Raw genomic sequence first — 24,216 nt, 5'->3', positions numbered from 1 at the left:
AACAAATGAGTTTGAAGCTTCAAATTTACTGCATGAAGGCAAAGAGGGTGAAAATCATCGTAGATTATATGGAAAAACGAGCGGTAGGGCGCTATTTTCGATCGTTGACGGATCATTATTCAGGCTATATACGGCTTTATGGCACCTATACAGAATATCGGGTGATTGCAGGGATTCCTGCTGAAAATGTCATGTTAGAGATTATCGGGGTTGAAAACGGTGTCTTATTGACCCGTGTAAACAATACATTATTTGAAAATGGAAGAGGGTTTTTACAATGATCATTATCCAAATTATTTTAGTTATTTTAGTATTAGTGATTCTGATTTGGCTGATTGCAAGCACTGCTGTGATCGTTCGTCAAGGGGAAGTCAAAGTTGTCGAAAGTTTTGGGAAGTACGTTCGAACATTGGAACCAGGGCTTCATTTTCTTGTTCCGATTTTGTATACAGTTAGAGAAAGAGTGTCCTTGAAACAGATTCCTTTGGAGATCGAACCCCAAAGTGCAATCACAAAAGATAATGTAATCGTTCAAATTGATGAAGCAATCAAATACCATGTCACAGATGTGCGTGCCTTTGTCTACGAAAATGAAAACTCCGTTGTTTCAATGATCCAAGATGCCCAATCGAACTTGCGGGGAATCATCGGGAAAATGGATTTAAATGAAGTTTTAAATGGGACTGAAGAAATCAACGTAGCGTTGTTTACTTCAATCAAAGATATCACGGCAGGCTATGGCTTAGCGATCGACCGAATCAACATTGGGGAAATCAAAGTTTCGCAAGAAATCATTGAATCAATGAACAAATTGATCACTGCCTCTAGAGACAAAGAATCGATGATCACAAGAGCCCAAGGTGAGAAATCTTCTTCAGTCTTGAGTGCAGAAGCCAAAGCTTCTCAAATGACGATCGACGCCGAAGCCCGAGCGGAACAAACTCAAATCGATGCCGAGGCGCGGGCAAAGCGTGTACGGATTGATGCCGAGGCGGAAGCAGAACGAATCGCGAAAATCACTGAAGCTGAACGCAAACGGATTTTAGCCATCAATGAAGCAATCAAAGAAAGCCAGCTCGACGAGCGCTCACTATCATATCTAGGGATCGAAGCCTTCAGAGATGTGGTGAATAGCAATACCAATACGGTCATTCTGCCATCAAATATGACGGAACTGGGAAATATTCCAGTCGTCAAACAACTTTGGGAAAATGCACCATCTAAATCGGCTGAATAAGTTAAGCACAACAATTGAAAAAGGTTCCCATACTCCGAGAAGAAAGAGGAGTATGGGAACCTTTTTTACTTCGTTTTTTCCGCCGATTGATTATCGACGATCAAGAGGGCCATCATGACATACCCGATCCAACTATCCCGAGAGTATAAAATGTAGCGAGGGGACCAAGAAGCGGCATATTTCTGTTTGTATTCGCGTAACCCTTCAAAAGAATAGAAACGAGAACCAAAGGTGTAAACGAGATAGGCGATCCGCTCTTGCAAGAAACTGCTGCGGAAAGTACCAACGTTGGCTAATGGTGCCATGCCTAAATCAAATTGTTGGTAGCCTTGTTCTTTAAAATAGTCGAATAGCTGAATAAACAAGAAATCCATCGTTCCATTCGGCGCTTTTTCAGGATCGTGGCGCATCAAATCAATGGATGCTAGGCCTGTTTGATAGGTGGGCATAAAGGAAGCGAATGCGACGATCTCCTGTTGCTGATTACGGACGACAGCAATTGGTGCAGTGCTTAGATAGGATTCTGAAAAGAACCCAAGGGAGAACCCTTTTTCTTTCCGTCCATCTAGCCAGTTGTCAGAAATTTCCTTAAGCGTTGCAAATGTTTCGGCTGAAAAGGGTGGGGTGAGCACATCAAAAGTAAAGCCTTCTTTAGTGATCTTATTGTTCAATGCCCGCTGTCCCTTCATTTTCTTTCCTGAGAGGGTGAAGCTAGGTAGATCCACATAAGCTTTCTCACCGAATTTGATAAAGTCATACCCAAATTCATGCAGCAGCATCACCATTTCTTCACTACTTTCATAAAAGATCGGCAGATAATTCCATTGATCCATTTCTGTTAAGAAAGTTTCCAGTGCCTGTGGAAAGTCTGCTTGCTTCCCAGAAGGATCCCCCATGACTAAACATTTGTTATTAAAGGTCGTAAATTGAAAAAAGACCGTCGGCTCGCCAATTTCTGGATACACGTATACTTTCTTGTCTTTTAGATACACCAGATGGCTGTCGCTGTTGCCACCGTAAGTATTTAAAACATGTTTCACTTTATCAGTGGCAGCACTGACGCCTAATTGGTGTTTTGGTCCCATCAAGTACCGGGCAAACAGCAGCATCGCAATGGCGACGAATAAAATCGCAACGAACCCTTGCAGCCATAATTTTTCAGAAGGGAAAAGCAAAAAATCCATCGAATGGTGATGCGTTGGATGTCGATTGATATGAGGCATATTGTAGACCCCGATAATGACATAGAGGATCGTCAACGAACCAATTAACAAACCATCGATCGTCAGCCATTCCCACGAGAAGACGAGTTGTTTACGGAACAACTCGCTTTTTGAAAAAATCATGATTGCTAATAATAATAGAAGAAACAGCATGGTCGAAAAACGGAAGCCCGCAAAAATAGCATAACCGATTGTTGCTGCAATCAACAAAAGCGTCGGCACGTACGCGCGACTGACACGGGCAGATATCCCTCGACCGGCAATTAAAAAGAGGTAACCGAGAAAAATACTCGGGTACTGCATCACAAAATTCAAGCGAATCGGATTGAGGTGGGCTAACCATTTGATTTGATCAAAGGCTTCTGGAATCGTGGCGGAGAGCACCAACATCGTTCCCGTCAAATAAAGCAGCAACACTTCGATCTTGTGGAACACTTCCAACAACAAGCTTTTTGGAATACCAGAAAAGCGCTGGTTGAGGGAGACGCCGACATTTTTTGAGAAAAAAAGCAAACCGATCAAAAAGGGAATGATGTAATAAAACAGGCGGAATAGCAACAGCCAAGCAATGACACTTTCACGGGGAATCTGCAGTGAGCCCATTCCCATGATCATCATTACATCAAAGGTTCCAAGTTCTCCGGGAATCATCGAAACGATCCCAATCACGGAGGCAGCGATGAAAAGTGGCAACAATTGAAACACATCCACCGAGATGCCCATCAAGAGACCAGTCGTAAAGAAGGCTGCAAAAACACCCAGCCATTCTAATAAGGAAGCGGCGATCAACTGCAGACGATCACGCCGTTGCAGTCCACCTAAGTAAGCATTTTTTTTGGAAAAACTAAGGGCATAGACAACTGGAAAATAAAGACTACCGCCTAAAAGCCAGATCCAATACTGTTGCAGATAATCTGTCGTTGGACCAAATAAGACGAAGGCTAGTGCAGCAAGGGATAAAATCGAAAGACCAGACATCAGGTAAATAAAAATCTTCGAAATTGCTTGGGCAACTTCTTTGCCTTTTTTTCCTTTGCCGTAAAATTCCGAGCGTAATCCGATGCTGATGAAGCCGCCGAAGCCGATTAAGTTGTTCATAGTGTTGATGATCCAGCTGGTTTCCAGCAAATAACGGCGATCAGGTTTGTCCCCTAATAGGCGGTTCAAGACAATGTCATATAAGACCATTGGCAAGACACATAATAACCCAATGACAGCCATTAATGCCACTCGCCAAAGTGCCAGTTGCGCAAACAACTCTTTTAATTGATCAATGGAGATCGTCTTGCTTAATGAAAGCAGTTCGCCCAACACGATCACGGCTACTGCAATCAAGAAGAGTGTTTTAAACAGTGAGCGGTGGTCGCGGAGCCAAGTAAAGATTCTCATAGTTATTCACCGACCTTTTCTAAAAAAGATAATACTTTCGTGTTAAATACCTCTGGATTCTTTCGTGCAAAACTATGTCCTTGTCCTTTGACGACGATAAAATTGGACTGAGGGATACTGTTTGCAATATAAAAAGAATGGGAAAGCTTGATCGAATCACGTTTGCCGACCAAAATCAATGTCGGCACACTGAGGTGATTCAAATCGGCTGTAGATAAACCGATTGGACGAAACAACAATCCCAAAATAGGGAGAAAGCCCCGCATTCCTTTTGAGAATGGGGAACAAAGCCAAACGATCAGATATTGCAAGACACTCCCCATTCGAGAAAAGAGTCTAACTCCCCGTGGCTCAGTATTGCCCGAGTTTAAAATCATACAACTAACATACTCAGGGTAAAGATGACAAAAGACCATTGCTAGATTAGCCCCATCACTAAATCCTAATAGGGCGATTTTAGACAAATTTTCTTGCTGAATGATTGCTAAAAGATCCGTTGCCATTTTAAAAAAATCGATCTTTTTCTGTGTGTTAGTGGACTTGCCATGCCCACGGCTATCGATTAAGTACAATTGATGTTTTTGTCGCAATGCGTCGACCTGCTTTGAGAAATAGGCACTGCTACCGCCATTTCCGTGCAATAAAAAAAGAGGGCATCCTGAACCGGTTTTTTCATAATAGAGGACAGACCCATCCGGTAAGGGTGCGTAACATTTTTCAACTTTCATTTTTTCACCTACTTTCTAAGAGTATACCTTGAAGTCAGTAGCTATCACAAACATATCACTAGATAAAATGAGAAAAAATAACATTCTACTCATTTTTTCTTTAGCAGATATTTAGGAAAAGGCTTTTTTCTTTACAATGTAAATAAAAATAATCGACTAAGTTAATTAATTTGTTTTCAGAAAATTCTTTACAAACACGGTTTCGTTGACTATAATCGAACTAACTAATTGAGAATGATTTTCATTTATGAAAGGGAGGCTAGCCAATGACCACTATAGCAGATGTTCTGATTATCGGAGGAGGGCCCACGGGGCTCTATGCGAGTTTTTATGCTGGATTACGTGATCTATCGGTCGTATTGTTTGAAGCACAAGCCGAATTAGGCGGGAAGATCAATTTTTATCCTGAAAAAATGGTCTGGGATGTGGGTGCATTGCCGCCAACCAAGGGGAAGAAAGTCAAAGAACACTTGATTGAACAGGCTAAGTTGTTTGATCCAACGATCTATCTGAAAACGAAAATCATCGAATTGACCAAGGAAGACGATCTTTTTTATGCAGTGGATGACCAAGGGAGGACCCATGTTGGACGCACCGTTTTAGTTTGTATTGGCGGCGGTGTCGTTTCTCCGCAAAAATTGCCTTGTTTCATCCATAATAATGTCGACAACTATATCCACTATCAGTTTCCTGACCAGCAAGCGATCCAAGGCAAACATCTTGTGATCTCTGGCGGCGGGGATGCAGCAGTTGATTATGCGATTGAAGCGGCGTCTTATGGGGCAAAAGTTTCGCTTTGTTATCGGGGCGAGAAATTGAAGGCCCATGAAGCACAAGTAAAGAAGATGAAAGCAGAAGGGATTCAAGTGCTGATGAATCACACGATTGACGGGGTGAATCAAGCCGAAACCTTCAATATGGTTCTAAGATTAAAAAACAGTGCTAACCAAGAAACGATCGATTTTTTATGCGATCATTTGTTGATCCAACATGGCTATGACCGGGACAGTGCCTTGTTAGATAAAGTTTCCTTTGATCTCGCACGTCATGAAGATTTTTATTTGAACTGTGAGATTCCAACAAAAACCAGCCATCCCGGTGTGTTTGCAGCTGGTGACATCCATTACTTCAAAGGCAAAGTGAATCTTTTGGCAGGCGCCTTTCAAGATGCTGCGCAAGCAGTCAACCAAATCAAACACTATTTAGAGCCGACCAGTGTCCCACAGGCGATGGTTTCTTCCCATAACGAGAAATTCAGTGAAAGAAATCGACAGCTGCTGGTGAACGAGTAGCAGCGATTCTTTGTGAAAGAAAAAAAGCAAAAAACAGGATTCCCTTTGGTGTCCTGTTTTTTGGTAGCCTCAGAACAGAAATTCGTTTCACTAGAAGTGAATGTTTGCCACTCCTAAAAAATAAAATCTCTCAAATAAATGATGCAATTGATGAAAATTTCAGCTATTATTTTCAAGTTGACTAATTGGAGGGGATGACATGAATCAAACAAGATATGCAGAATTAAAACAAGCAGAAAGAGGCGCTATCTTAAGTATCGTTGCCTACATTTTTGTTTCCATCGCCAAACTAGTTATTGGTCGTTTGGCAAACTCTGAAGGATTATGGGCGGATGGATTAAACAATGCGACGGATATCGTAGCTTCTATCGCTGTTTTGATCGGTTTGCGTTTGGCTCAAAAGCCAGCAGATGAAGACCATAAATATGGTCATTGGAAAGCAGAAAATGTGGCGAGTCTCGTAACATCCTTGATTATGCTGGCGGTCGGTCTGCAGGTTTTATGGTCCTCCATTCAAACGATTCTACTCGGTGAAATGCAAAGTCCCGATATGATTGCGGCAGTCGTCGGTATCATTTCAGCTATTTTGATGTATAGTATGTATTACTACAATAAGCGATTATCCGCTCGCGTAAAAAGCTCCGCTTTGCTAGCAGCTGCTAAAGACAACCGCAGCGATGCGTGGACGAGTATTGGAACGGCGATCGCTATTTTTGCCGCCTCATTTGGTATCGGTTGGTTAGACAGTTTGACTGCGATCGTGGTAGCTCTTTTGATTATCAAAACCGCCGTTGACATTTTTCGCGAGAGTGCCTTTTCACTTTCTGATGGGTTTGATGAATCGTTAGTCGTGGAGTATGAAGCGGCAATCGCTGGTTTTTCTGAAGTGAAATCTGTTAAATCGATTCGAGGAAGAATGTATGGTGCCAATGTTTTTCTCGATGTCGTCGTGACGATGGACAAATCTTTGACGGTTGAAAAGAGTCATAACGTGGCAGATGCTATTGAAGATCTCTTAGCTGATCATTTTCAGGTGTTTGATACCGACATCCACATTGAGCCAGCTACCGAATAAATTTTCTGGCAAAACCTTGGTAGGACAAGGATGTAAACCACCCGTTTCCTGTTTGTAAACTGAAAAGTTCTTACGGAACCTGCTCATTCATGGCAAACTAGAGGTAACAAAGGAAGAAAGTAGGGAGCCCTATGAATAATAAGCAGGTAGTAGAAAATGAATTAGTTATTTCTTTAGATAAAATGGATGAAACAGAAATGATGGCAATTTGCCAACAATATATTGCGGCTATCGATGATAGCCAAGTCCTCTTCGCTTTACTGAAAAAAGTTCAAGCCTCTAAAGCAGCAGTAAGCAAATAAAAAAAACCGGCATCTTATGCATTGATGTTCCCCACAGCGAAAGCGAAAGGAGCATTGATCAACAGGAAAAGATGCCGGTTATTTTTTGATTCGTTCAAGTCTTTTTAAAAACTTTTAAAGGACGTTTAATAGTGCGGTTAATTCATAGACGAGCAAAGAGGCTATTCCTAAAGGAATAATGCGTCGAAATATAATCTCTTTCAAGCGCTTGCCTGCTTGTCGTTCTTTTTCATAGTTAGGATCATGAGCGTGTGCTTTAAATTGCTGAGGAGAACGAGAAAAGATCGAGCCATTGGTCATCGATAAAACCCATCCAATCAACACCATGAAGAAAGAAACAAAAATGATTGCCAATAAAAGTAGTTGTAAGAGTTGCATCATATTGCTACCTCCTTTTTGTAGCTATTTTTTCACTTCTAGTTTACCATCTTTTGAAACTTTTAGGGATCTTTATTCAACGTGCCCTTTCTTTTTTTGGTTCTTCCCTTATAATAGAGATATTTATAAGCGAGTTTCTGTTTCGCACAGCAACAGAGAGAAGGGATTCTTATGGCAATTACACAAAAAATCATTCAATCACCAGAAGACTTCCAAACGTTGGATCGTTTGATCAAAGAAATCTGGCCAGAAGTGTTTACACCAATCATTGGTTCGGATCAAGTCGCGTATATGCTGGCTCATTATCAATCACCAGCAGCGATTCAAAACGAAGTCCAGCAAGGAGCCGTCTATCTTTTACTAATGGAAGGTAACCAAGCAGTGGGGTATACAGCGTATGAAGAAACGCCGCAGCAGATTTATTTAAGTAAATTGTATCTCCACCAATCCACTAGAGGCAAAGGCTATGCCAGCCAAGTCTTTGATTGGTATGAGGAAATCGCCTCAGGCAAAACGTTGCATTTAAACGTCAACAAACAAAATCAGCAGGCGATCGCTGTTTATGAACATCGCGGCTTTGAACGCGTTTCTGAACGCACCGTTACGATTGGTTCGGGATTTGTTATGGATGATTTTATTTATGAGAAGAAGATTGCTGGAGACGAAGGGGCGTAACAAGGAGAAAACGAATGGAACTCACTGCCAAGAATAAGTCGTTCAGTAAGAAAGAATGGCAACTATTTCAATATGTTTTAAATCAGCAAGCAGAAGTCTGTTCTATGTCTATCCGTGAACTGGCTGATACAACAAAAACTAGCTCAACGACTGTTCTGCGGTTTTGTCGAAAATTTGATTGCGAAGGTTTTTCAGAATTTAAAATCAAATTGAAAAAGACGTTACAGAAACAAGGAAAGACTGATCGATTATTCAAACAAGATAAAAAAGCCCTGCACTATTTTTTTGAACGTATGGATGAATCCTTCTATCGAGAAACATTATTAACGATCGCCAAACGAATAAGTAAAGCAAAACTTTTGATCTTAGCCAGTGATAGGGAATCGACACTTGCTTTGAGCTATGCTCAACAAAAGTTTACACGTTTAGATAAGATCGTGAGCGTAGAGGAAGAAGCAACATCGATTAAATCCGTTTGGCGAACCTTAAGTAGCGAAACCACGTTGCTGGTCTTTTCTAATAAAGGCGCCGATCCATTCCTTGAATCTTTGATCACTGAATGTAGCCTCGCTGGAATTTCAACCATTTCACTGACAAATCGTTCAACAACGTCAATTGCTAAACTATCTGAGCGAAATTTTGCTTATTATTATTCCGATAATCAAGAAGCTGATTCATTGTCCTCACAAATTCCAGCCATTTATTTGGTGGAACTTTTATTTGATTTAGTTACAGATTGTGAAGATCGCTGAATAAAATGAAACTACCTGCGTCTATCAGAGAAGTTCTTCTGATAGGCGTATTCTTTTGGCAATTTTTTCAATTAAATAGATTGCTGGTAGTTGAGAAGTCAGTTCAATGGTTTTCTCTTTTTTCTGACTGGCTTTAAAAATGGTCTCTCTTTCGATGTAATAGGGCACCGTCAAGTCGGATAACTGGCTGATGGTTGAATCTTCGGTATTCGTGATGGCAATAATCTGACAATCTTTTTGATTTAACTTTTGTAAGTATCGAATCATTTCTTGTGTTTCCCCAGAAATCGACAAAACAATGATACCGGTTTTGCACAATATGTCTTCTGGAAACCAGTCGATAGGATAATTTGAGGGATCGTCAACTTTTAATGCCGTTTTTCCCAAGTCAGTAAAATAGAGTGCGCCATATTCCGCAATCGTTTCAGATAAGCCTGATCCAATAAATAGAACGAAGCTTTTGTTCTTAAGAATCTCTGTTGCTCGATTGATTCTCTCAGATAAAAAGGGCTGGTTTACTCGCTTTAAGAAATCAATTGTTTGAGATTCATCACTATCGGATATTTTGGATTTTACGAGAGAATCTAAGTAAAAGCGCAAATTGATCTTAAATTCGGTAAACGTATCACATTCAAATTTCTTGCAAAAGCGGCTAATACTAGCAGTACTGGTATGAGTCTCTTTGGCAAGTTCTTTCATCTTCATTTTAGACACTGAAGCCAAGTTTTTTGATACAAATCGGTAAACCTCGTATTCTAGTGCAGTAAGTTCAGGATTGTAGTCAAGAAAAAGCATGATGCACCTCCGTAACAAAGTGTTTTTTTTGTGGAACAAATGACAAGGGATGAAAACGTTCTCTATTTAGGATTATAACATTATATTGATTTTACTTCATGCTATACTTTCGTTGTTCAATAATGTAAGCGGATGCTTCGCTTAGTAAAAAAGGAATTGTAGGAGGGCGACATGGAGTATAATTTTTCGAAGGACTTTTTCTGGGGTGCAGCAACGAGTGCGACACAATCAGAAGGAACGATAGCTGGAGACAATAAAGGAGAAAACATTTGGGATTATGCATCAAAAAACTATAACCATCGGTTTTTTGAAGGAGTTACAACAGAACATACATCAAGGTTTTATCAGGAAATGGAAGCGGATTTGGATCGAATGGCGGCACTTTCTTTTAATTCTTTTCGGACTTCGATCTCTTGGTCACGTCTTATTCCCGAAGGTATAGGGGAAGTTAATCCAGAAGCTGTTGACTTTTATACCAGAATGCTTGATGGGTTAAATCAAAGAGGCATCAAACCGTTTATCAATCTTTATCACTTTGACATGCCAATGAAATTACAAGAAATCGGCGGATTTGAAAATCGTGAGGTCATCGAAGCGTATCGGGCGTATGCGAAAATTTGTTTTGATCTATTTCATGAGAAAGTTGCGTACTGGTTTACCTTTAATGAGCCGATGATTCCAGCAGAAGCCGGCTATTTGCATGACCGACACTATCCTTATGTAGTAGATTTTAAACGGGCGGCACAAGTACTTCACCATATCATCCTTGCTCACTGTGAGGCAGTTAAGGTCTTTCGACAAGGAACTTATCAAGGAAAAATCGGTATCATCATGGATGTGATCCCAGTTTACCCAAGAAGCCAGCATCCTGCCGACTTAAAAGCAGCGGAAATGGCAGACCTCTTCTATACTCGCTCGCTTAATGAAGCGATTTTAAAGGGTCGTTACCCACAGGAGTTAAAGGCTATTTTAACGCGCTACGACCAAATGCCACGAATGGAAGAACAAGATCTTGCTTTGATTGCTGAAACAACGATTGATCTGTTAGGGATCAATTATTACCGTCCACGGCGAGTGAAAGCCAAAGAATTTTTGCCTAATCCCGAGGGAGTTTTCTCACCAGAATGGTTTTACGATGATTACGAGATGCCTGGCAGAAGAATGAATACTTCAAGGGGGATTGAGATTTATCCTCATGGCTTGTATGATATCGCTAAAAAAATCCAGTTAGAATATGGGAATATTGATTGGTTTGTTTCAGAAAATGGCATCGGGATTCAGGGAGAAGAAACATTTATCGAAGGGGGGCAAGTGCAAGACAACTACCGAATTGCTTTTTTAAAAGAGCATTTAATTAAGCTTCATCAAGCAATGATGGAGGGGAGTAACTGTCTGGGGTATCATATGTGGACATTTGTGGACTGTTGGAGTTGGCAGAATGCGTTCAAAAATCGCTATGGCTTTTATCGTCTGGATTTAGAAACGGGAGAAAAAACGATGAAAAAGTCTGGTCTATGGTTTAAAGAAGTGATTCAAAGAAATGGTTTTTCAAACGAATTTTAGGAGGGTTTTATAATGAAAGTTTTAGACTCGGTTGCAATGAAGTTATTACCGATTGCCAATGCTATTGGACAGCAGCGGCACTTGCAGGCAATTCGAAATGGGTTGATTTCTATTTTGCCGCTCACGATCGTTGGCTCTTTTTTCACCATTATTTTAAATTTGCCGATTCCTGGTTATACCGAATGGGTCGCTCCTTATTTACCGGCACTTGACATACCTTTTCGATTTACGGTGGGGTTAATGTCTCTTTATGCCTCATTTACGATCGGCTCCAACTTAGGTGCTAGTTACAAACTCGATCGAATAACAAGTGGGTTTTTATCCATGTTAGCGACGATTTTAATGGTCGTTCCAATCAATTTGGCGGAAGGCATCAGCACGACAGGAGATGCCGTACTTGCAGGAAGGTATTTACCCATCGCTTCACTTGGATCACAAGGATTATTCGGTGCGATCATTGCGGCGCTAGTTTCAGTAGAGATTTATCATTTTACAAAAGCAAAAAACTTGGAAATCAAGATGCCAGAAGGCGTACCGCCTGTTGTAGGCGAATCCTTTGCGGCACTCCTACCAACCTTGCTGGTTATCTTAGTCTTTTGGATTCCGCGCCACTTTTTCGGCTTCGATTTAAATGGATTACTGACGATCGCCATCTCTCCTTTAAAAGGTTTCTTAACAGGCAATAATTTGGTTGGCGGAATCATCACACAATTTGTTATCTGCGTTTTCTGGGTATTGGGTATTCATGGCCATGCCGTTTTAGGACCCATCATTCGTCCATTTTGGGATCAAGCAATTTTAGAAAATGCGGAATTATTCCAAAACGGTATGTCTGCCTTTGATCTACCAAATCTTTTTACCGAACAATTTTATCAATGGTATGCGCAAATGGGTGGTACTGGATCAACGCTTGCATTGGTTGTTTTGTTTATGTTCTCTCGTTCAAACTATTTAAAACAATTGGGGCGTCTTTCCATTTTACCAGGGATTTTTAATATTAATGAACCGATGATCTTTGGGACGCCAATTGTGATGAATCCACTGTTGGCAATTCCGTTTATTCTTGTGCCAATCGCTAATACTATCTTAGTCTATATCGTTACCGCTTTGGATTGGATTCCTAAGATGATGGTCAAACCACCATTTTCGATTCCCGCACCTCTTGGCGCATTGATTACCTCAAATTGGAATTGGGTTGCTTGTTTGATGGTCTTCGTCTGTTTCTTCGTTTCATTAGCGATTTACTATCCATTCTTTAAAGCATTTGAGAAACTTCAAGTGGCGCAAGAGCTAGAAACAGCTAAAGAAGGTGAGTAGAATGGTTCAAGTAGTGAGTTGTTTGCTCTTGATTTTTCTGACCCATCTTCTTTTAGAAAAAAATAATGCCAAAATCACGCTGGCTTTTTGGAAACTATTACTTGTTTCCTTACTTTTCTTACTCAGTTTGTTTTTCTTGTTGATCCGCACTCCTTTGGCACCAGTTTTCATTTTGTTACTTATTATCAATTGTACCGTCATCCAAAATCGATTTATGTATCAGTATCGACCGAAAGGACAACGATAGGACGCTTGATGGTTATTGTAGGAAATGTTATTGCGAAAAGATTATTCTATCTACTGTTTAAAAAACTATTTACGAACCCAGATCCTCTGTGCTATTATCCTTGTATAAACATTATAATGTTATAAACTAAGGAGGCAATTATGAAAGGGTTTGTAGAATTTATTGAACAGAAATTGATGCCGATTGCAAATAAAGTGGGGATGCAACGGCACATGGTAGCGATTCGAAAGGGGATCATCGCTACTTTACCATTAACGATCGTTGGGTCGTTCTTTACGATTTTGCTGAATTTCCCCATTGAATCGGTCGCTGCGGTGATCGAACCGTATCGGGAAGTTTTGGATATTCCATTTCGTTATACAGTCGGATTATTGGCATTATATGCAACGTATGGGATTGCTTCATCGCTAGCCAAAAGCTACAAGCTGGATTCATTGACTGCGGGTATTTTAGCAACGATGTCCTTTCTTGTAACCGCTGCACCACCGTTGCGAGTCTTTGATTCTGTGGAAGGTATCATTGATGCCGGACGTTATATCAATGTGGCCAACCTAGGCTCCGGCTCTTTGTTTGGCGCGATCGTTACGGCAATCTTGTCTGTTGAAATCTATCGTTTCTTTATCGTAAAAAACATCACCATCAAAATGCCAGATGGCGTGCCGCCAGAAGTGACGAATTCATTCATGGCGTTGATTCCCGGTGGAGCGATCCTGATTTTATTCTGGGTGATCCGTCATATGCTTGGTTTTGATATCAATGGCTTTTTAAGTAATTTGTTGATGCCGTTAAAAGACGTGCTAGCGGGTAACAGCTTGTTTGGTGGTTTATTGACTGTCTTCTTGATCTGTTTCTTCTGGGTACTGGGGATTCATGGACCAGCCATCATGGGTCCTGTCATTCGTCCATTTTGGGATATTTCCATTGCTGAAAATATGGAAGCCTTCCAAGCATCTGGCAATGCGCATGAATTGCCTAATATTTTTACAGAACAATTTTTACAATGGTTCGTATGGATCGGTGGAGCCGGTACGACCTTAGCGTTGGTCGTTTTGTTCTTCTTCTCCAAATCAAAATACTTGAAACAATTGGGCCGTTTATCCATCTTGCCAGGCTTATTCAATATCAATGAACCAGTGATTTTCGGTGCACCGATCGTAATGAACCCAATCTTAGGCATTCCGTTCTTGGTGGCACCATTGATTACGACAACGATTTCTTACTTCGCGACCATTACGGGTGTCGTACCGATGATGGCTGCCAGACTTGGTTTTGCCATTCCAGCACCAATCGCCGCCTGGATGAGTACGGACTGGAGTATCGCAGCAGCGATTTTAGTGATCGTCAACTTCTTTATTACACTCGCAATCTACTACCCATTCTTTAAAGTCTTTGAGAAACAGCAGATTGCCCGCGAACAAGAAGAAGAAACTGCCGCTTAAGCAAGACAAAAAAGAGTGAGGTGCAAACATGGGGATTTATGCCATTTGTTTATTTTTTGGTTGTCAAATTTGGTTAACAAAATCAACACAAGGGAAAAAAATTAAAGAAGTGCCGTTTTGGCGGATGCTTTTGTTCGGGATTCTTGGCGTTGCTGCAGCGATCCTACTGAGCCGTCAGTTTCCGTGGGGACCATTTTTGACGATAACGGCGACGATTGTTTGCAGTTCGCTTTTACTGACACGTTTTACTACTTTTTATGAAGAAATGAGGATGAGATAAGTTGAAAAGACAACTAGGAGTATCGGTGTATCCCGATCACAGTGATTTTGAAACAGACAAAGCCTATCTGCAATTAGCCCATGATTATGGCTTTAGCCGCATTTTTATGAGTATGCTGGAAGTGAGTGACGGCAAAGAAAACGTGCAGAAAAAGTTTAAAGCGTTGATTGATTTTGCCAAAGGATTAGGCTATGAAACGATTTTAGACGTGGCACCAGCCATCTTTTCGGAACTAGGCATCTCCTATGATGACTTGACCTTTTTCCATGAACTAGGTGCCGATGGGATTCGTTTAGATTTAGGCTTTGACGGCAATAAAGAAGCGATGTTGACCTACAATCCCTTTGGCTTAGCTGTTGAATTGAATATGAGCAATGATGTGGCGTATTTAGACAATATTTTGACCTATCAAGCCAACATTCCTTACTTATACGGCTGCCACAATTTCTATCCGCAAGAAGGGACTGCCTTGCCCTATGATTTCTTTGAAAAATGCAGTCGTCGTTTCAAGGAAAAAGGCATTCGAACCGCCGCATTTATCTCTTCTCAAACGGGAACGATCGGACCTTGGGATATCAATGATGGCTTACCGACCTTAGAAATGCACCGAAGAATGCCTGTAGAAACTGCCGCAAAGCATTTGTTTGCCACAGGCTTGATTGATGATGTCATTATCGGCAATGCTTATGCTTCGGAAGCAGAATTGGCGGCACTAGGAGCGATTGATCGCTACCAGACCGCATTTGCGATTGAATTTGTGCCTGAAATCAATGAAGTTGAACGCCAAATCGCCCTGGACGAGCAGCATTACCGTCGAGGCGACATCACCGATCGGATGATCCGTTCCACAGAAGTTCGTAAAAAGTATAAGAACCATGACAATCCTGTCCATGACCACGAAGGCGTCTTTCAACGAGGGGACGTTGTGATTGGCAATGATCGTTTTGGCAAGTACAAAAACGAGCTGCAAGTCGTGCTAGAGCCTCACTCAGATCCACGAAAAAATAAAATCGGTTCGATCGTCGAACAAGAGTTAGTTCTGCTGCCCTTTATCCATCCTTGGTCGAAATTCACTTTCACAGAGAGGAAGGTGTAACGAAATGTTTGATTTGATTATTCGTCAAGCCCGCACGATCGATGAAGAAGTATTTGATATTGGGATTCAAGACGGCAAAATCACTGCTCTGGCACCCACGTTGCAGGAGCAGGCGAAACAAGAGCTGACCTTAGCAGAAGGGGAGTTCTTGTCAGCTGGTTGGATCGATGACCATGTCCATTGTTTCGAGGAAATGACGCTCTATTATGATTATCCAGACGAGATCGGTGTCAAACAAGGCGTCACGACCGTTATTGATGCGGGGACGACTGGCGCCGAAAATATCCATCGGTTTTATGATTTAGCCAAAGAAGCCAAAACCAATGTCTTTGCTTTAGTCAACATTTCCAAATGGGGCATCGTAGAGCAGGATGAACTTGCGGATCTGTCAAAAGTCAAAAAAGAATTGGTCAAAGAAGCGCTGCAGAAGTTTCCTGACTTTATCGTCGGGATCAAAGCCCGAATGAGTAAAACGGTGATCGGCGAAAATGGCATCACGCCGTTGAAATTAGCCAAAGCGATCCAAGCTGAAAATCAACCGTTGCCTCTGATGGTCCATATTGGTTCAGCACCACCGAATTTAGCAGAGATTCTCGCTGAATTGGAAGCAGGTGATGTGGTGACCCATTGCTTTAACGGCAAAGCCAATGGGATTTTGGATCAGACGAACCAAACCATCAAGCCTTTCGTCTTTGCTGCCTATGAAAAAGGCTTGGTCTTCGATATTGGTCATGGGACAGACAGTTTCAATTTTGATGTGGCGGAGACGGCCTTTGCCAATCAGCTAAAGGCTTCTTCCATTAGTACGGATATCTACATCCGCAATCGTACCAATGGACCTGTTTTTGATTTAGCGACGACTATGGAAAAATTAGCGGTCGTAGGGTATGATTGGCGTGAGATCATCGAGAAGGTGACCAGTGCCCCTGCGAAGCAATTTCATTTACAGAACAAAGGCGAGATCGCATTGGGATATGATGCTGATTTTACGATTTTCCGCTTTGAAGAGGGCGAAAAGGAATTGACGGATTCTAACGGCAATCGCCGAATCACGACACAACAGATCGTGCCGCAAAAAGCGGTGATAGGAGGGGAACTTTTTGACACTGAATATTGAAGAACTAGGCTTGAAAGAAGTCATCAATGCTTCTGGCAAAATGACGATTCTAGGTGTCTCGAAAGTCAGCGAAGGCGTGCTTGCAGCCCAGCGCTATGGCGGGGAGCATTTCTTTGAAATGGCAGATCTAGCAGAAAAAACCGGTGCCTATTTAGCAAAATTGTTGAAAACGGAAGATGCGCAAATCGTTTCTTCCGCTTCGGCGGGAATCGCCCAATCAGTGGCGGCACTCATCGGTCAAGGAGACAGCTATCATTTGTACCACCCATATAGTGAGAAAATCAGCAAGCGGGAGATCATTTTGCCCAAAGGCCACAACGTAGATTATGGCACACCGGTGGAAGTGATGGTGGCGCAAGGCGGCGGAAAAGTCGTAGAAGCAGGCTATGCCAATATGTGCACACCCGAGCACATTGAACAGATGATTACGCCCGAAACGGCGGGGATCCTCTACATAAAGAGTCATCATACCGTTCAAAAAAGTATGCTGACGGTAGCAGAAACGGCCCAAGTTGCCAAGGCACACGATCTTCCATTGATCGTTGATGCGGCTGCTGAGGAAGATTTGTTTGCCTATACCCAAGCAGGTGCTGATTTAGTGATCTATTCAGGTGCGAAAGCACTGTCAGGACCAAGTGCTGGCTTAGTGATCGGCAAGCAGCCCTATGTCTCTTGGGTGCGCCTGCAATCCAAAGGTATTGGTCGAGCAATGAAAATCGGTAAAGACAATATTCTCGGATTTACCCAAGCCGTGACGGATTATCTAGCGGAGGGAACAGAATCTGGCGCTTCGATGCAAGAGCGCCTACAACCATTTATTGCGGCAATCAATGAAATCACTGGTTTCGAAGCAAAAATCGTTCAAGACAGCGCCGGCAGAGACATTTATCGAGCGAGTGTCAAAGTGAAAGAACCAAGTGCCAAAGCAGTAATCGACGCGCTAAAAGCGGGAGAACCAGCGATTTATACCCGTGAATACCAAGCCAATAACGGCATTATTGAATTTGATATCCGAGCAGTCAATGAACAAGAAATGGCAGTGATCACCGATCGCTTACAAGAAATTATGTTAGGAGCAACCCAAAAATGAAAACTTCACCCAATTATTTCGCTGACCGTGTCTGTCTGAATGTGTTAGCAAACTCTATTGAAAATGCGAAAGCTTGTTATGAAGCAGCAGAGGGCAACATCGTCCTAGGTGTTTTATCAAAAAATTATGCTAGCGATGAGGCAGCCATCGTTGACATGAAAACCTATCAAGCGGCAACAAATAATGCCCTTTCTGTTGGACTTGGTGCTGGCGACCCCAACCAAAGTGAAATGGTCTCCCGAATTTCCGCTGTTCTACAGCCACAGCATGTTAACCAAGTGTTCACGGGAGCGGGGACCTCACGAGCTTTGCTAGGACAATCTGAAACGATCGTCAATGCCCTTGTTTCACCAACGGGAAAAGTCGGCTATGTCAATATTGCTACTGGACCATTGAGTTCACAAACTCCAGCTGCAGAAGTCCCCGTCGAAACAGCGATCGCTTTATTAAAAGATATGGGGGCTAGTTCTATCAAGTATTTTCCAATGAAAGGGTTGGCTCATAAAGCAGAGTATCAAGCAGTAGCAGAGGCTTGTGCTGCGAATGATTTTTATTTGGAACCGACCGGCGGCATCGATTTAGAAAACTTTGAAGAAATCTTGCAGATCGCTGTTGATGCAGGAGTGAAAAAAGTCATTCCACATATTTACAGCTCGATCATCGATGGCGAAACAGGGGACACACGCCCTGAAGATGTACAGACATTAGCAGAAATGACGAAAAAGGTACTGGCAGCAGCCAAATAGGGGGGATCAATGATGCGGATCGGTGCTTACGGTGAGGTAATGATGCGGTTGACACCACCAGAATATCGAACACTGGAACAGACCCACTCTTTGCGGATGGATTTTACAGGAACAGGGGTCAATCTGTTAGGCAATTTGGCGCATTTCGGCTTGACCACCTCGATGCTGACACAAGTGCCAGCCAACCGTTTAGGGGATACGGCGAAAGCCAGCTTGCGTTCCTATGGGATTCAAACAGCATTTGTTGGCAAAAAATACAGCCATATCGGCAGTTATTTCGCCGAGATCGGCTACGGCGCTCGTCCGACTTACGTGACTTATCAAAATCGCCATCATAGTTCCTTTGGCGTTTCAGGTCCAGAAGAATATGCCATTGATGGATTTCTAGAAACAGTCGATCTCATTCATATTTGCGGGATCTCTCTTAGTTTGACTGAGAAAACCTGGAAAACTGCATTGGCTTTGGCGAAACAGGCCCATGTAAAGCAGATTCGCGTCTGCTTTGATTTTAACTTCCGCCCAAGCTTGAATGAAGAATTAAATCGTGAGGTACTAAAACAACGGTATGAAACGATCCTGCCTTATTGTGACCTAGTTTTCGGCTCTGTCCGTGACTTGGAGGAGCTGCTGGCATATCCCTTAGAGGAAACAGAAGGTGCCGAGCTTGCGTTGATCCAATCCTTTATTGACCAGTATCAACTAGAATGGTTCTGCGGGACACGCCGTCTAGCCGTGGAAGACAAGCAATTTATCAGTGGAAGAATCATTACGGCGCAGGATGCCTATGAAACGGCACCGCAGCTGCTGCAAGTATTGGATCGGATCGGGGCAGGGGATGCCTATGCCGCTGGTGTATTATTAGGCTATGCCGAAAAATGGTCGCTCCAACGCACTGCTGATTTTGCAATCACGAATGCTGTATTGGCTCATACGATGCTGGGAGATGTCCCATTAACCACCAAAGAACAAGTGGAACAAGTCTTACGGGCACCTGGGAAAGACTTGATTCGCTAGAAAAAACACTTGCGTCCTTCTCCTAAAAGCGATGGATGATTGCGCAAAAGCAGCCGATTGTTCTGCTTTTGCGCAGTTATCCATCAAGAGAAGGACGCAAGTGTTTTTATTGTTTTAAAAAGGTTTCTACTTTTTTCTCAGGGATCACCCACAACAATAGCACGAGACTATCCAGCGTGATGATAAGTAGTGGATGGACCAGCCAGCCGAGGAGCAATGCCAGCACGTTGATAAACAACGTAAAGTAGAGTTTCTTGTATCCGCGAAACAGTTCTACGATGGCTTGATTGTCAGGGTTGGCACGCACCAAGGACTTTCCTACAAGGAAATAGCTGAAATCCGTCAATAAAATGACAGCTCCGTAAAGCAGTTGAGGGGCAAGAGCGACTGGATAACGACTGACCCATGACGTTACAAAAGGAAAGAGGGTTAGTGCCAGGATCAATAAATGATTCGCCCACAAGGTCCAACCGTCAATTTTAGATACTACTTGAAATAGATGATGGTGATTGTTCCAGTAGATCGCTAACATCACAAAGCTGATCAAATAAATAATAAATTGCTGTTCCACTCCTAAAAAAGAAGCAAAGGTATCGCCTTCGGGCTGGTGCAATTCCAGTACTAATAAGGTCATTACGATCGCAATGACCGCATCCGTAAAGGCTTCGATTCGATTTTTTGACATGTACATCCATCCTTTTAAGTTTCTGTTTACTGGATCAGTGTACGCGATTGTCAGAAATTCGTCGAATGATTATTCTCGGGACAAAAGCCAACGTTCCAGCTATTTCGCAATTGGCCCATTGCCTAGTGCACCGAATAAAAACAAATCGATCGCTTCTGGCATCTTGTCTTCTTTTTCTGGTGAGTCCAAGTGAGCCGCCATCAGCACTAATAACTGGCTGGTAACAAATTCTGGATCGACATCCGAACGGAGATTGGAATCACTGCGACGGAACAAGTCAAGAAACGGTTCTTTGTAATTTTTCCGCCAAAGCAAGTACAGTTTTTTTGAAGTGTCCTCAGAAACGGTATGCTGAATGTCGTGCATCATCATATAAAAATTGATGCGATGCCGACTTCTTAAAAAAAGAAACATGTTTAAGATTTTTTCAGAGATCGTCAAGGAAGTATCTTCAACAGTCTGATTTAGTTTTCCAGAAACCTCTTGTGCCAAAGAGACCATCACTTCATAATAGATGGCTTCTTTGCCTTTGAAGTGATAATAAAGATTGGGTTGGGTGATGCCGACGGCTTCTGCGATCTGTCTAGTAGAAGTTGCTTGATACCCCTGCTGCATAAACAGGTTTTCTGCGACTCGTAATATTTTTTCTCGCAAGTTCAAAGTCAGCCCTCCCAACGTTCCTGACGAAGCATTTTTTTCGCGGTAAACAAAAGTTGGATTTTCCGTTGTTTCGGTACCGCTGTTTTTTCAGCAAATACTTGATACTTGTTTTTGCGGATCACAGTCAAGATTTCCCGATAGATCAAAGCAGCTGCTAATAGAGCTTCACGGCAATCTTCATCGATTTGCGGCATCATGACAAAAGATTCCTGATAAAGCGTCTCAGCAAGTTGCGCTTCGTGTTCCCACATCTCGATAAACTGCTGGTTTTGATTGCCAGCTGCTAATGCCTCTCGCGAAAGGTTGAATTGCGCCAAGACCGTTTGTGGCAAATAGATGCGGCCCATTCGCAGATCCTCGCCAATATCACGTAAAATATTGGTGCGTTGCATCGCTTCACCCAATTTTATGGCGGGCTCTTGAATCGCAGCGGCTGTTTGTGAGAGAATCGGCAAGAGCATCAGACCCACACTGCCGGCTACGTAGTAACTATAGTCGGAAAGCTCTTTTTCAGAGGTGGGCTGCTGGAAGTCAAGGTCTTGTTTTTGTCCCACCAATAGATCGAAAAAGGGTTGAAACTGTAGGTCAAACTGTTGGAAAGAAAGGGTCAATGCCCGCCAAATGGCTTCATCAGGATCTTCTTCCTTGATGGCTTGCGGCAAGTCGATCGCATCGCCGGTTAATAGTTCTTGTATTTCTTCCAAGCGTTTTTTCATGGCTTCGATCAACAATGGGTCATGCTTTTCATCGACGGCATCATCGGCACGTCGGCAAAAGGCGTAGACGGCATAGACGGCGCGTGCTTTGTCTTTTGGCAATTGAGAAAAGGCGGTATGAAAGTTTTTCGAATGCTTTTTTATGATGGCCTCACAGTATAAAAAATCGTTGTCGTATTCATCAAAGACGCTTAATGATTTAACGGTCATCTTTTAACAACTCCTCCACAGCTAACTTGGCACTTTGCATCACGATTGGCACACCCGCTCCCGGATGCGTACTGCTGCCGCAGAAGTATAGGCCTTCTGCATAATCAAATTTATTATGGGGACGATAGTAATTGCTTTGCGCCAAGGTTGGTTTCAAGCCAAATGTCGCACCGTTGTAGGCATTGAACCGATCATTGAACGTATCTGGCGTATACATTTTTTCATACACGATGTGTTCATCGATATCCGTAAAGATCGTTTTTTCTTTTAATAATCCAATGATCTGCTGGCGGTAGCTTTGAATCGTTTCATCCGTCCATTGATCAAATTTAGATAATTCAGGTACTGGGACTAAAACATAAAGACCTTCTTGACCATCAGGTGCTAAGGAAGCATCTTTCAGGGTTGGACGATACAAGTAGAAGGATGGATCTTCTGGCAGCTTGCCAGCCTCGAAAAGATCGTCTACATTGCGTTTGAAATCATTGGCAAAATAAATGCTATGGAGTGCGCTATCTTCATATTTTTTGTCCAGTCCTAAATAAAGCAAGAAACAAGAACAAGAGTAATCCATCGAAGCGATTTTTTGATTGGTGTATTTGCCGCGTTTTGAATCATCAGGAATCAAGCTTTCCATAGCATAAGGAAAATCAGCCGCACAAATCACGGCATCTGCGGTGATCGTTTCTCCATTGACACGAACGCCTTTGGTTTGCTTGTTTTCGATCAATAATTCATCGATTGGGGTATTGTAATGGATCGTTCCGCCTAATTCTTGGAACAAACGTGCCATACCAGTGGCTAATGTATACATGCCGCCTTTGATGAAATAGACCCCATACATCAACTCGATCATAGGGATGATGGTATAAAGGGACGGCCCTTGGTAAGGGGAGACACCGATATACAAGGTTTGAAACGCTAATGATTTTCGCAGGCGATCATCTTTGACAAATTTAGAAATGGAAGAGTAGGCGTCACTAAACGTTCGCAGCTTTAACCCTGCCCATAATGATTTGGGATTGTAAAAGTCTCGCCATGTCCGAAACGACTTGGTGATGAAGGACTCTTTGGCGATCACATAGCGTTTGTAAATATCTGCTAAAAAGGCAAAATAGCCTTGAGCATCTTCTTCCGAGATCGCTTCTAGCGTTTTGGTCAATTCTACTAAGTCGTTTGAGAAGGTCAGCGGTTCGTCTTGAGCAAAATACAGCTGCAGCATCGGATCGACTTTCTCCATAGGAATATAGTCATTCGGATCAACGCCAGCAAATTCAAACACTTCACGATAAATTTCAGGCATCATCACGATGGTGGGTCCCACATCAAAGGTAAAGCCGTTTTCCTTGATCTGATTCATTTTGCCCCCAGGTTGACCTTCTTTTTCGTAGAGGGTGACGTCATAGCCAAGTTTTTGCAAACGGACAGCAGCAGCTAATCCTGACACGCCCGCACCGACAACAATAATTTTTTTCATGCTTGCTCCTTCTGCGAATCACTTGATTCGGCTTCTTTTTTCGTGTGTTCTTTTTCTTCTAAAACGCCATCCTTCATGACGAGGACCCGATCACAATAATCTGTCAAACGGGTATCATGGGTCACCATAATGGTGGCTTTTTGTTTTTCTTTGGTTTCTTTTGCTAAGATTTTGACGACTTCGACGGCTTTTTTTGAATCAAGACTCGCCGTTGGTTCATCTGCCAAAATGATGGTGGGATCATGATAGAGCGCTCGGGCAATAGCCACACGCTGCCTTTCACCACCAGATAGTTCATCGGGGTATTTGTTCTGCAGCTTTTCAATCCCTAGTTGTTCAAACAATTCAGTAGCTGATTGCTCTTGGGGTTCTTTGCTGACCTTATCCACCAATTGAAGTTGCTTTTTGACCGTCAAAAAAGGGACAAGGTTGGAAGCTTGTAAAATAAAGCCGATCTTTTTGAAACGAGTTTTTGCCCGTTGCTTTTCTTTTTGTTTACTAAAAGGTTCGTCATTGATAAATACTTCGCCTTCAGAGGGAGATTGTAGACCACCGGCAATCGTCAGAAAGGTACTTTTCCCAGAGCCGGAAGGACCGATGATGGCGACAAATTCGCCTTTTTCTACCGAAAAGTTGGTTTCTTTCAAGGCTTCAATCGTCGCGTCCCCATCTTTAAATGATTTTTTGACTTGTTTGAATTCAATGGCACTCAT

At 42.5% G+C, this 24,216-nt stretch carries 26 protein-coding genes; 17 read left to right on the top strand and 9 right to left on the bottom strand.

What is annotated here, in order from left to right; translation table 11 throughout:
• The first annotated feature begins 5 nt into the window (after window positions 1-5).
• Window positions 6-281, top strand: a complete 276-nt coding sequence (locus tag CXM95_RS11265; RefSeq protein ID WP_016620494.1) for a hypothetical protein — start codon at window positions 6-8, stop codon at window positions 279-281.
• On the top strand, window positions 278-1,237 hold the full coding sequence (locus CXM95_RS11260) for an SPFH domain-containing protein (protein ID WP_005235198.1): 960 nt from the start codon (window positions 278-280) through the stop codon (window positions 1,235-1,237). Before CXM95_RS11265 ends, CXM95_RS11260 begins: the two co-directional genes overlap by 4 nt.
• 65 nt (window positions 1,238-1,302) lie before the next feature.
• On the opposite strand, the gene mprF is transcribed toward CXM95_RS11260, so the two are convergent.
• Together mprF and CXM95_RS11250 are read right to left on the bottom strand one after the other, a co-directional pair.
• Entirely contained in the window at window positions 1,303-3,849 is a 2,547-nt protein-coding gene (gene mprF / locus CXM95_RS11255) for a bifunctional lysylphosphatidylglycerol flippase/synthetase MprF (RefSeq protein WP_101699171.1), read from the bottom strand.
• Window positions 3,850-3,851: 2 nt separating this feature from the next.
• Window positions 3,852-4,577: an alpha/beta fold hydrolase gene (locus tag CXM95_RS11250; RefSeq protein ID WP_005235202.1), complete on the bottom strand. Its 726-nt coding sequence runs from the start codon at window positions 4,575-4,577 to the stop codon at window positions 3,852-3,854.
• A 266-nt stretch (window positions 4,578-4,843) separates the two neighbouring features.
• Between CXM95_RS11250 and CXM95_RS11245 the strand changes: the two genes are divergently transcribed.
• The 3 genes from CXM95_RS11245 to CXM95_RS18860 all read left to right on the top strand — a co-directional run bounded on the left by CXM95_RS11245 (window position 4,844) and on the right by CXM95_RS18860 (window position 7,246).
• Window positions 4,844-5,869 (top strand): NAD(P)/FAD-dependent oxidoreductase, encoded by a 1,026-nt coding sequence (locus CXM95_RS11245; RefSeq protein ID WP_005235204.1) that lies wholly within the window; start codon window positions 4,844-4,846, stop codon window positions 5,867-5,869.
• A 199-nt stretch (window positions 5,870-6,068) separates the two neighbouring features.
• Window positions 6,069-6,944: a cation diffusion facilitator family transporter gene (locus tag CXM95_RS11240; RefSeq protein WP_101699170.1), complete on the top strand. Its 876-nt coding sequence runs from the start codon at window positions 6,069-6,071 to the stop codon at window positions 6,942-6,944.
• A gap of 131 nt (window positions 6,945-7,075) precedes the next feature.
• Entirely contained in the window at window positions 7,076-7,246 is a 171-nt protein-coding gene (locus CXM95_RS18860) for a hypothetical protein (protein ID WP_005235207.1), read from the top strand.
• Between the two features lie 114 nt (window positions 7,247-7,360).
• On the opposite strand, the gene CXM95_RS11235 is transcribed toward CXM95_RS18860, so the two are convergent.
• Window positions 7,361-7,624: a hypothetical protein gene (locus CXM95_RS11235; RefSeq protein ID WP_086317413.1), complete on the bottom strand. Its 264-nt coding sequence runs from the start codon at window positions 7,622-7,624 to the stop codon at window positions 7,361-7,363.
• A gap of 171 nt (window positions 7,625-7,795) precedes the next feature.
• On the opposite strand from CXM95_RS11235, the gene CXM95_RS11225 reads away from it, so the two are divergent.
• Both CXM95_RS11225 and CXM95_RS11220 read left to right on the top strand, forming a co-directional pair.
• The gene (locus CXM95_RS11225; protein WP_086316302.1) at window positions 7,796-8,299 is read left to right on the top strand and encodes a GNAT family N-acetyltransferase; all 504 of its coding nucleotides are present in this window, start codon (window positions 7,796-7,798) and stop codon (window positions 8,297-8,299) included.
• Window positions 8,300-8,313: 14 nt separating this feature from the next.
• Window positions 8,314-9,051: a MurR/RpiR family transcriptional regulator gene (locus tag CXM95_RS11220; RefSeq protein ID WP_086316301.1), complete on the top strand. Its 738-nt coding sequence runs from the start codon at window positions 8,314-8,316 to the stop codon at window positions 9,049-9,051.
• 24 nt (window positions 9,052-9,075) lie between these two features.
• Here CXM95_RS11220 and CXM95_RS11215 read toward each other — a convergent pair whose 3' ends face one another.
• Window positions 9,076-9,846: a MurR/RpiR family transcriptional regulator gene (locus tag CXM95_RS11215; RefSeq protein ID WP_086299339.1), complete on the bottom strand. Its 771-nt coding sequence runs from the start codon at window positions 9,844-9,846 to the stop codon at window positions 9,076-9,078.
• 171 nt (window positions 9,847-10,017) lie between these two features.
• Between CXM95_RS11215 and CXM95_RS11210 the strand changes: the two genes are divergently transcribed.
• From CXM95_RS11210 to CXM95_RS11165, 10 genes are all read left to right on the top strand, one after another.
• A complete protein-coding gene (locus CXM95_RS11210; RefSeq protein ID WP_086316300.1) occupies window positions 10,018-11,409 on the top strand; it encodes a glycoside hydrolase family 1 protein in 1,392 nt (463 codons plus the stop codon).
• A gap of 12 nt (window positions 11,410-11,421) precedes the next feature.
• Entirely contained in the window at window positions 11,422-12,726 is a 1,305-nt protein-coding gene (locus CXM95_RS11205) for a PTS sugar transporter subunit IIC (protein ID WP_086316299.1), read from the top strand.
• Window position 12,727: 1 nt separating this feature from the next.
• Window positions 12,728-12,973: a hypothetical protein gene (locus CXM95_RS11200; protein WP_086316298.1), complete on the top strand. Its 246-nt coding sequence runs from the start codon at window positions 12,728-12,730 to the stop codon at window positions 12,971-12,973.
• Window positions 12,974-13,113: 140 nt separating this feature from the next.
• Window positions 13,114-14,412 (top strand): PTS sugar transporter subunit IIC, encoded by a 1,299-nt coding sequence (locus CXM95_RS11195; protein WP_005225702.1) that lies wholly within the window; start codon window positions 13,114-13,116, stop codon window positions 14,410-14,412.
• Between the two features lie 28 nt (window positions 14,413-14,440).
• Complete coding sequence (locus CXM95_RS11190) at window positions 14,441-14,692, top strand: hypothetical protein (RefSeq protein ID WP_086316297.1); 252 nt, start codon at window positions 14,441-14,443, stop codon at window positions 14,690-14,692.
• Between the two features lies 1 nt (window position 14,693).
• Entirely contained in the window at window positions 14,694-15,788 is a 1,095-nt protein-coding gene (locus CXM95_RS11185; protein WP_074535646.1) for a DUF871 domain-containing protein, read from the top strand.
• 4 nt (window positions 15,789-15,792) lie between these two features.
• Window positions 15,793-16,905 (top strand): amidohydrolase/deacetylase family metallohydrolase, encoded by a 1,113-nt coding sequence (locus tag CXM95_RS11180; RefSeq protein WP_016613420.1) that lies wholly within the window; start codon window positions 15,793-15,795, stop codon window positions 16,903-16,905.
• On the top strand, window positions 16,889-17,995 hold the full coding sequence (locus tag CXM95_RS11175; protein WP_008378592.1) for a DgaE family pyridoxal phosphate-dependent ammonia lyase: 1,107 nt from the start codon (window positions 16,889-16,891) through the stop codon (window positions 17,993-17,995). The genes CXM95_RS11180 and CXM95_RS11175 overlap by 17 nt, the downstream gene beginning before the upstream one ends.
• Window positions 17,992-18,741 carry a 2-dehydro-3-deoxy-phosphogluconate aldolase gene (gene dagF / locus CXM95_RS11170; RefSeq protein WP_016613418.1) on the top strand — a complete coding sequence of 250 codons (750 nt, stop codon included), beginning with the start codon at window positions 17,992-17,994 and terminating at the stop codon, window positions 18,739-18,741. Before CXM95_RS11175 ends, dagF begins: the two co-directional genes overlap by 4 nt.
• Window positions 18,742-18,750: 9 nt before the next feature.
• Window positions 18,751-19,755 carry a sugar kinase gene (locus CXM95_RS11165; protein ID WP_016613417.1) on the top strand — a complete coding sequence of 335 codons (1,005 nt, stop codon included), beginning with the start codon at window positions 18,751-18,753 and terminating at the stop codon, window positions 19,753-19,755.
• Window positions 19,756-19,861: 106 nt separating this feature from the next.
• On the opposite strand, the gene CXM95_RS11160 is transcribed toward CXM95_RS11165, so the two are convergent.
• The 5 genes from CXM95_RS11160 to CXM95_RS11140 form a co-directional block, all read right to left on the bottom strand.
• Complete coding sequence (locus tag CXM95_RS11160) at window positions 19,862-20,440, bottom strand: TMEM175 family protein (RefSeq protein ID WP_034872253.1); 579 nt, start codon at window positions 20,438-20,440, stop codon at window positions 19,862-19,864.
• A gap of 99 nt (window positions 20,441-20,539) precedes the next feature.
• Window positions 20,540-21,100 (bottom strand): TetR/AcrR family transcriptional regulator, encoded by a 561-nt coding sequence (locus CXM95_RS11155; RefSeq protein WP_010747950.1) that lies wholly within the window; start codon window positions 21,098-21,100, stop codon window positions 20,540-20,542.
• Between the two features lie 2 nt (window positions 21,101-21,102).
• Entirely contained in the window at window positions 21,103-22,026 is a 924-nt protein-coding gene (locus CXM95_RS11150; protein ID WP_101699169.1) for a phytoene/squalene synthase family protein, read from the bottom strand.
• A complete protein-coding gene (locus CXM95_RS11145; protein WP_101699168.1) occupies window positions 22,016-23,503 on the bottom strand; it encodes a phytoene desaturase family protein in 1,488 nt (495 codons plus the stop codon). The genes CXM95_RS11150 and CXM95_RS11145 overlap by 11 nt, the downstream gene beginning before the upstream one ends.
• The gene (locus CXM95_RS11140) at window positions 23,500-24,216 is read right to left on the bottom strand and encodes an ABC transporter ATP-binding protein (protein ID WP_101699167.1); all 717 of its coding nucleotides are present in this window, start codon (window positions 24,214-24,216) and stop codon (window positions 23,500-23,502) included. The genes CXM95_RS11145 and CXM95_RS11140 overlap by 4 nt, the downstream gene beginning before the upstream one ends.

The organism is Enterococcus sp. CR-Ec1 (assembly GCF_002850555.1).
Lineage (GTDB): Bacteria > Bacillota > Bacilli > Lactobacillales > Enterococcaceae > Enterococcus_D > Enterococcus_D entomosocium.
This window is presented reverse-complemented; position numbering and strand designations above follow the sequence as displayed.

Bases quoted from the DNA above. Each gene is read 5' to 3' on its own strand.
- CXM95_RS11240 (WP_101699170.1), top strand. From the start codon at position 6,069: ATGAATCAAACAAGATATGCAGAATTAAAACAAGCAGAAAGAGGCGCT.
- CXM95_RS11180 (WP_016613420.1), top strand. From the start codon at position 15,793: ATGTTTGATTTGATTATTCGTCAAGCCCGCACGATCGATGAAGAAGTA.
- CXM95_RS18860 (WP_005235207.1), top strand. From the start codon at position 7,076: ATGAATAATAAGCAGGTAGTAGAAAATGAATTAGTTATTTCTTTAGAT.
- CXM95_RS11150 (WP_101699169.1), bottom strand. From the start codon at position 22,026: ATGACCGTTAAATCATTAAGCGTCTTTGATGAATACGACAACGATTTT.
- mprF (WP_101699171.1), bottom strand. From the start codon at position 3,849: ATGAGAATCTTTACTTGGCTCCGCGACCACCGCTCACTGTTTAAAACA.
- CXM95_RS11195 (WP_005225702.1), top strand. From the start codon at position 13,114: ATGAAAGGGTTTGTAGAATTTATTGAACAGAAATTGATGCCGATTGCA.
- CXM95_RS11205 (WP_086316299.1), top strand. From the start codon at position 11,422: ATGAAAGTTTTAGACTCGGTTGCAATGAAGTTATTACCGATTGCCAAT.
- CXM95_RS11250 (WP_005235202.1), bottom strand. From the start codon at position 4,577: ATGAAAGTTGAAAAATGTTACGCACCCTTACCGGATGGGTCTGTCCTC.
- CXM95_RS11160 (WP_034872253.1), bottom strand. From the start codon at position 20,440: ATGTCAAAAAATCGAATCGAAGCCTTTACGGATGCGGTCATTGCGATC.
- CXM95_RS11210 (WP_086316300.1), top strand. From the start codon at position 10,018: ATGGAGTATAATTTTTCGAAGGACTTTTTCTGGGGTGCAGCAACGAGT.
- CXM95_RS11215 (WP_086299339.1), bottom strand. From the start codon at position 9,846: ATGCTTTTTCTTGACTACAATCCTGAACTTACTGCACTAGAATACGAG.
- CXM95_RS11165 (WP_016613417.1), top strand. From the start codon at position 18,751: ATGATGCGGATCGGTGCTTACGGTGAGGTAATGATGCGGTTGACACCA.
- CXM95_RS11265 (WP_016620494.1), top strand. From the start codon at position 6: ATGAGTTTGAAGCTTCAAATTTACTGCATGAAGGCAAAGAGGGTGAAA.
- CXM95_RS11220 (WP_086316301.1), top strand. From the start codon at position 8,314: ATGGAACTCACTGCCAAGAATAAGTCGTTCAGTAAGAAAGAATGGCAA.
- CXM95_RS11145 (WP_101699168.1), bottom strand. From the start codon at position 23,503: ATGAAAAAAATTATTGTTGTCGGTGCGGGCGTGTCAGGATTAGCTGCT.
- CXM95_RS11190 (WP_086316297.1), top strand. From the start codon at position 14,441: ATGGGGATTTATGCCATTTGTTTATTTTTTGGTTGTCAAATTTGGTTA.
- CXM95_RS11235 (WP_086317413.1), bottom strand. From the start codon at position 7,624: ATGCAACTCTTACAACTACTTTTATTGGCAATCATTTTTGTTTCTTTC.
- CXM95_RS11245 (WP_005235204.1), top strand. From the start codon at position 4,844: ATGACCACTATAGCAGATGTTCTGATTATCGGAGGAGGGCCCACGGGG.
- CXM95_RS11200 (WP_086316298.1), top strand. From the start codon at position 12,728: ATGGTTCAAGTAGTGAGTTGTTTGCTCTTGATTTTTCTGACCCATCTT.
- dagF (WP_016613418.1), top strand. From the start codon at position 17,992: ATGAAAACTTCACCCAATTATTTCGCTGACCGTGTCTGTCTGAATGTG.
- CXM95_RS11225 (WP_086316302.1), top strand. From the start codon at position 7,796: ATGGCAATTACACAAAAAATCATTCAATCACCAGAAGACTTCCAAACG.
- CXM95_RS11140 (WP_101699167.1), bottom strand. From the start codon at position 24,216: ATGAGTGCCATTGAATTCAAACAAGTCAAAAAATCATTTAAAGATGGG.
- CXM95_RS11260 (WP_005235198.1), top strand. From the start codon at position 278: ATGATCATTATCCAAATTATTTTAGTTATTTTAGTATTAGTGATTCTG.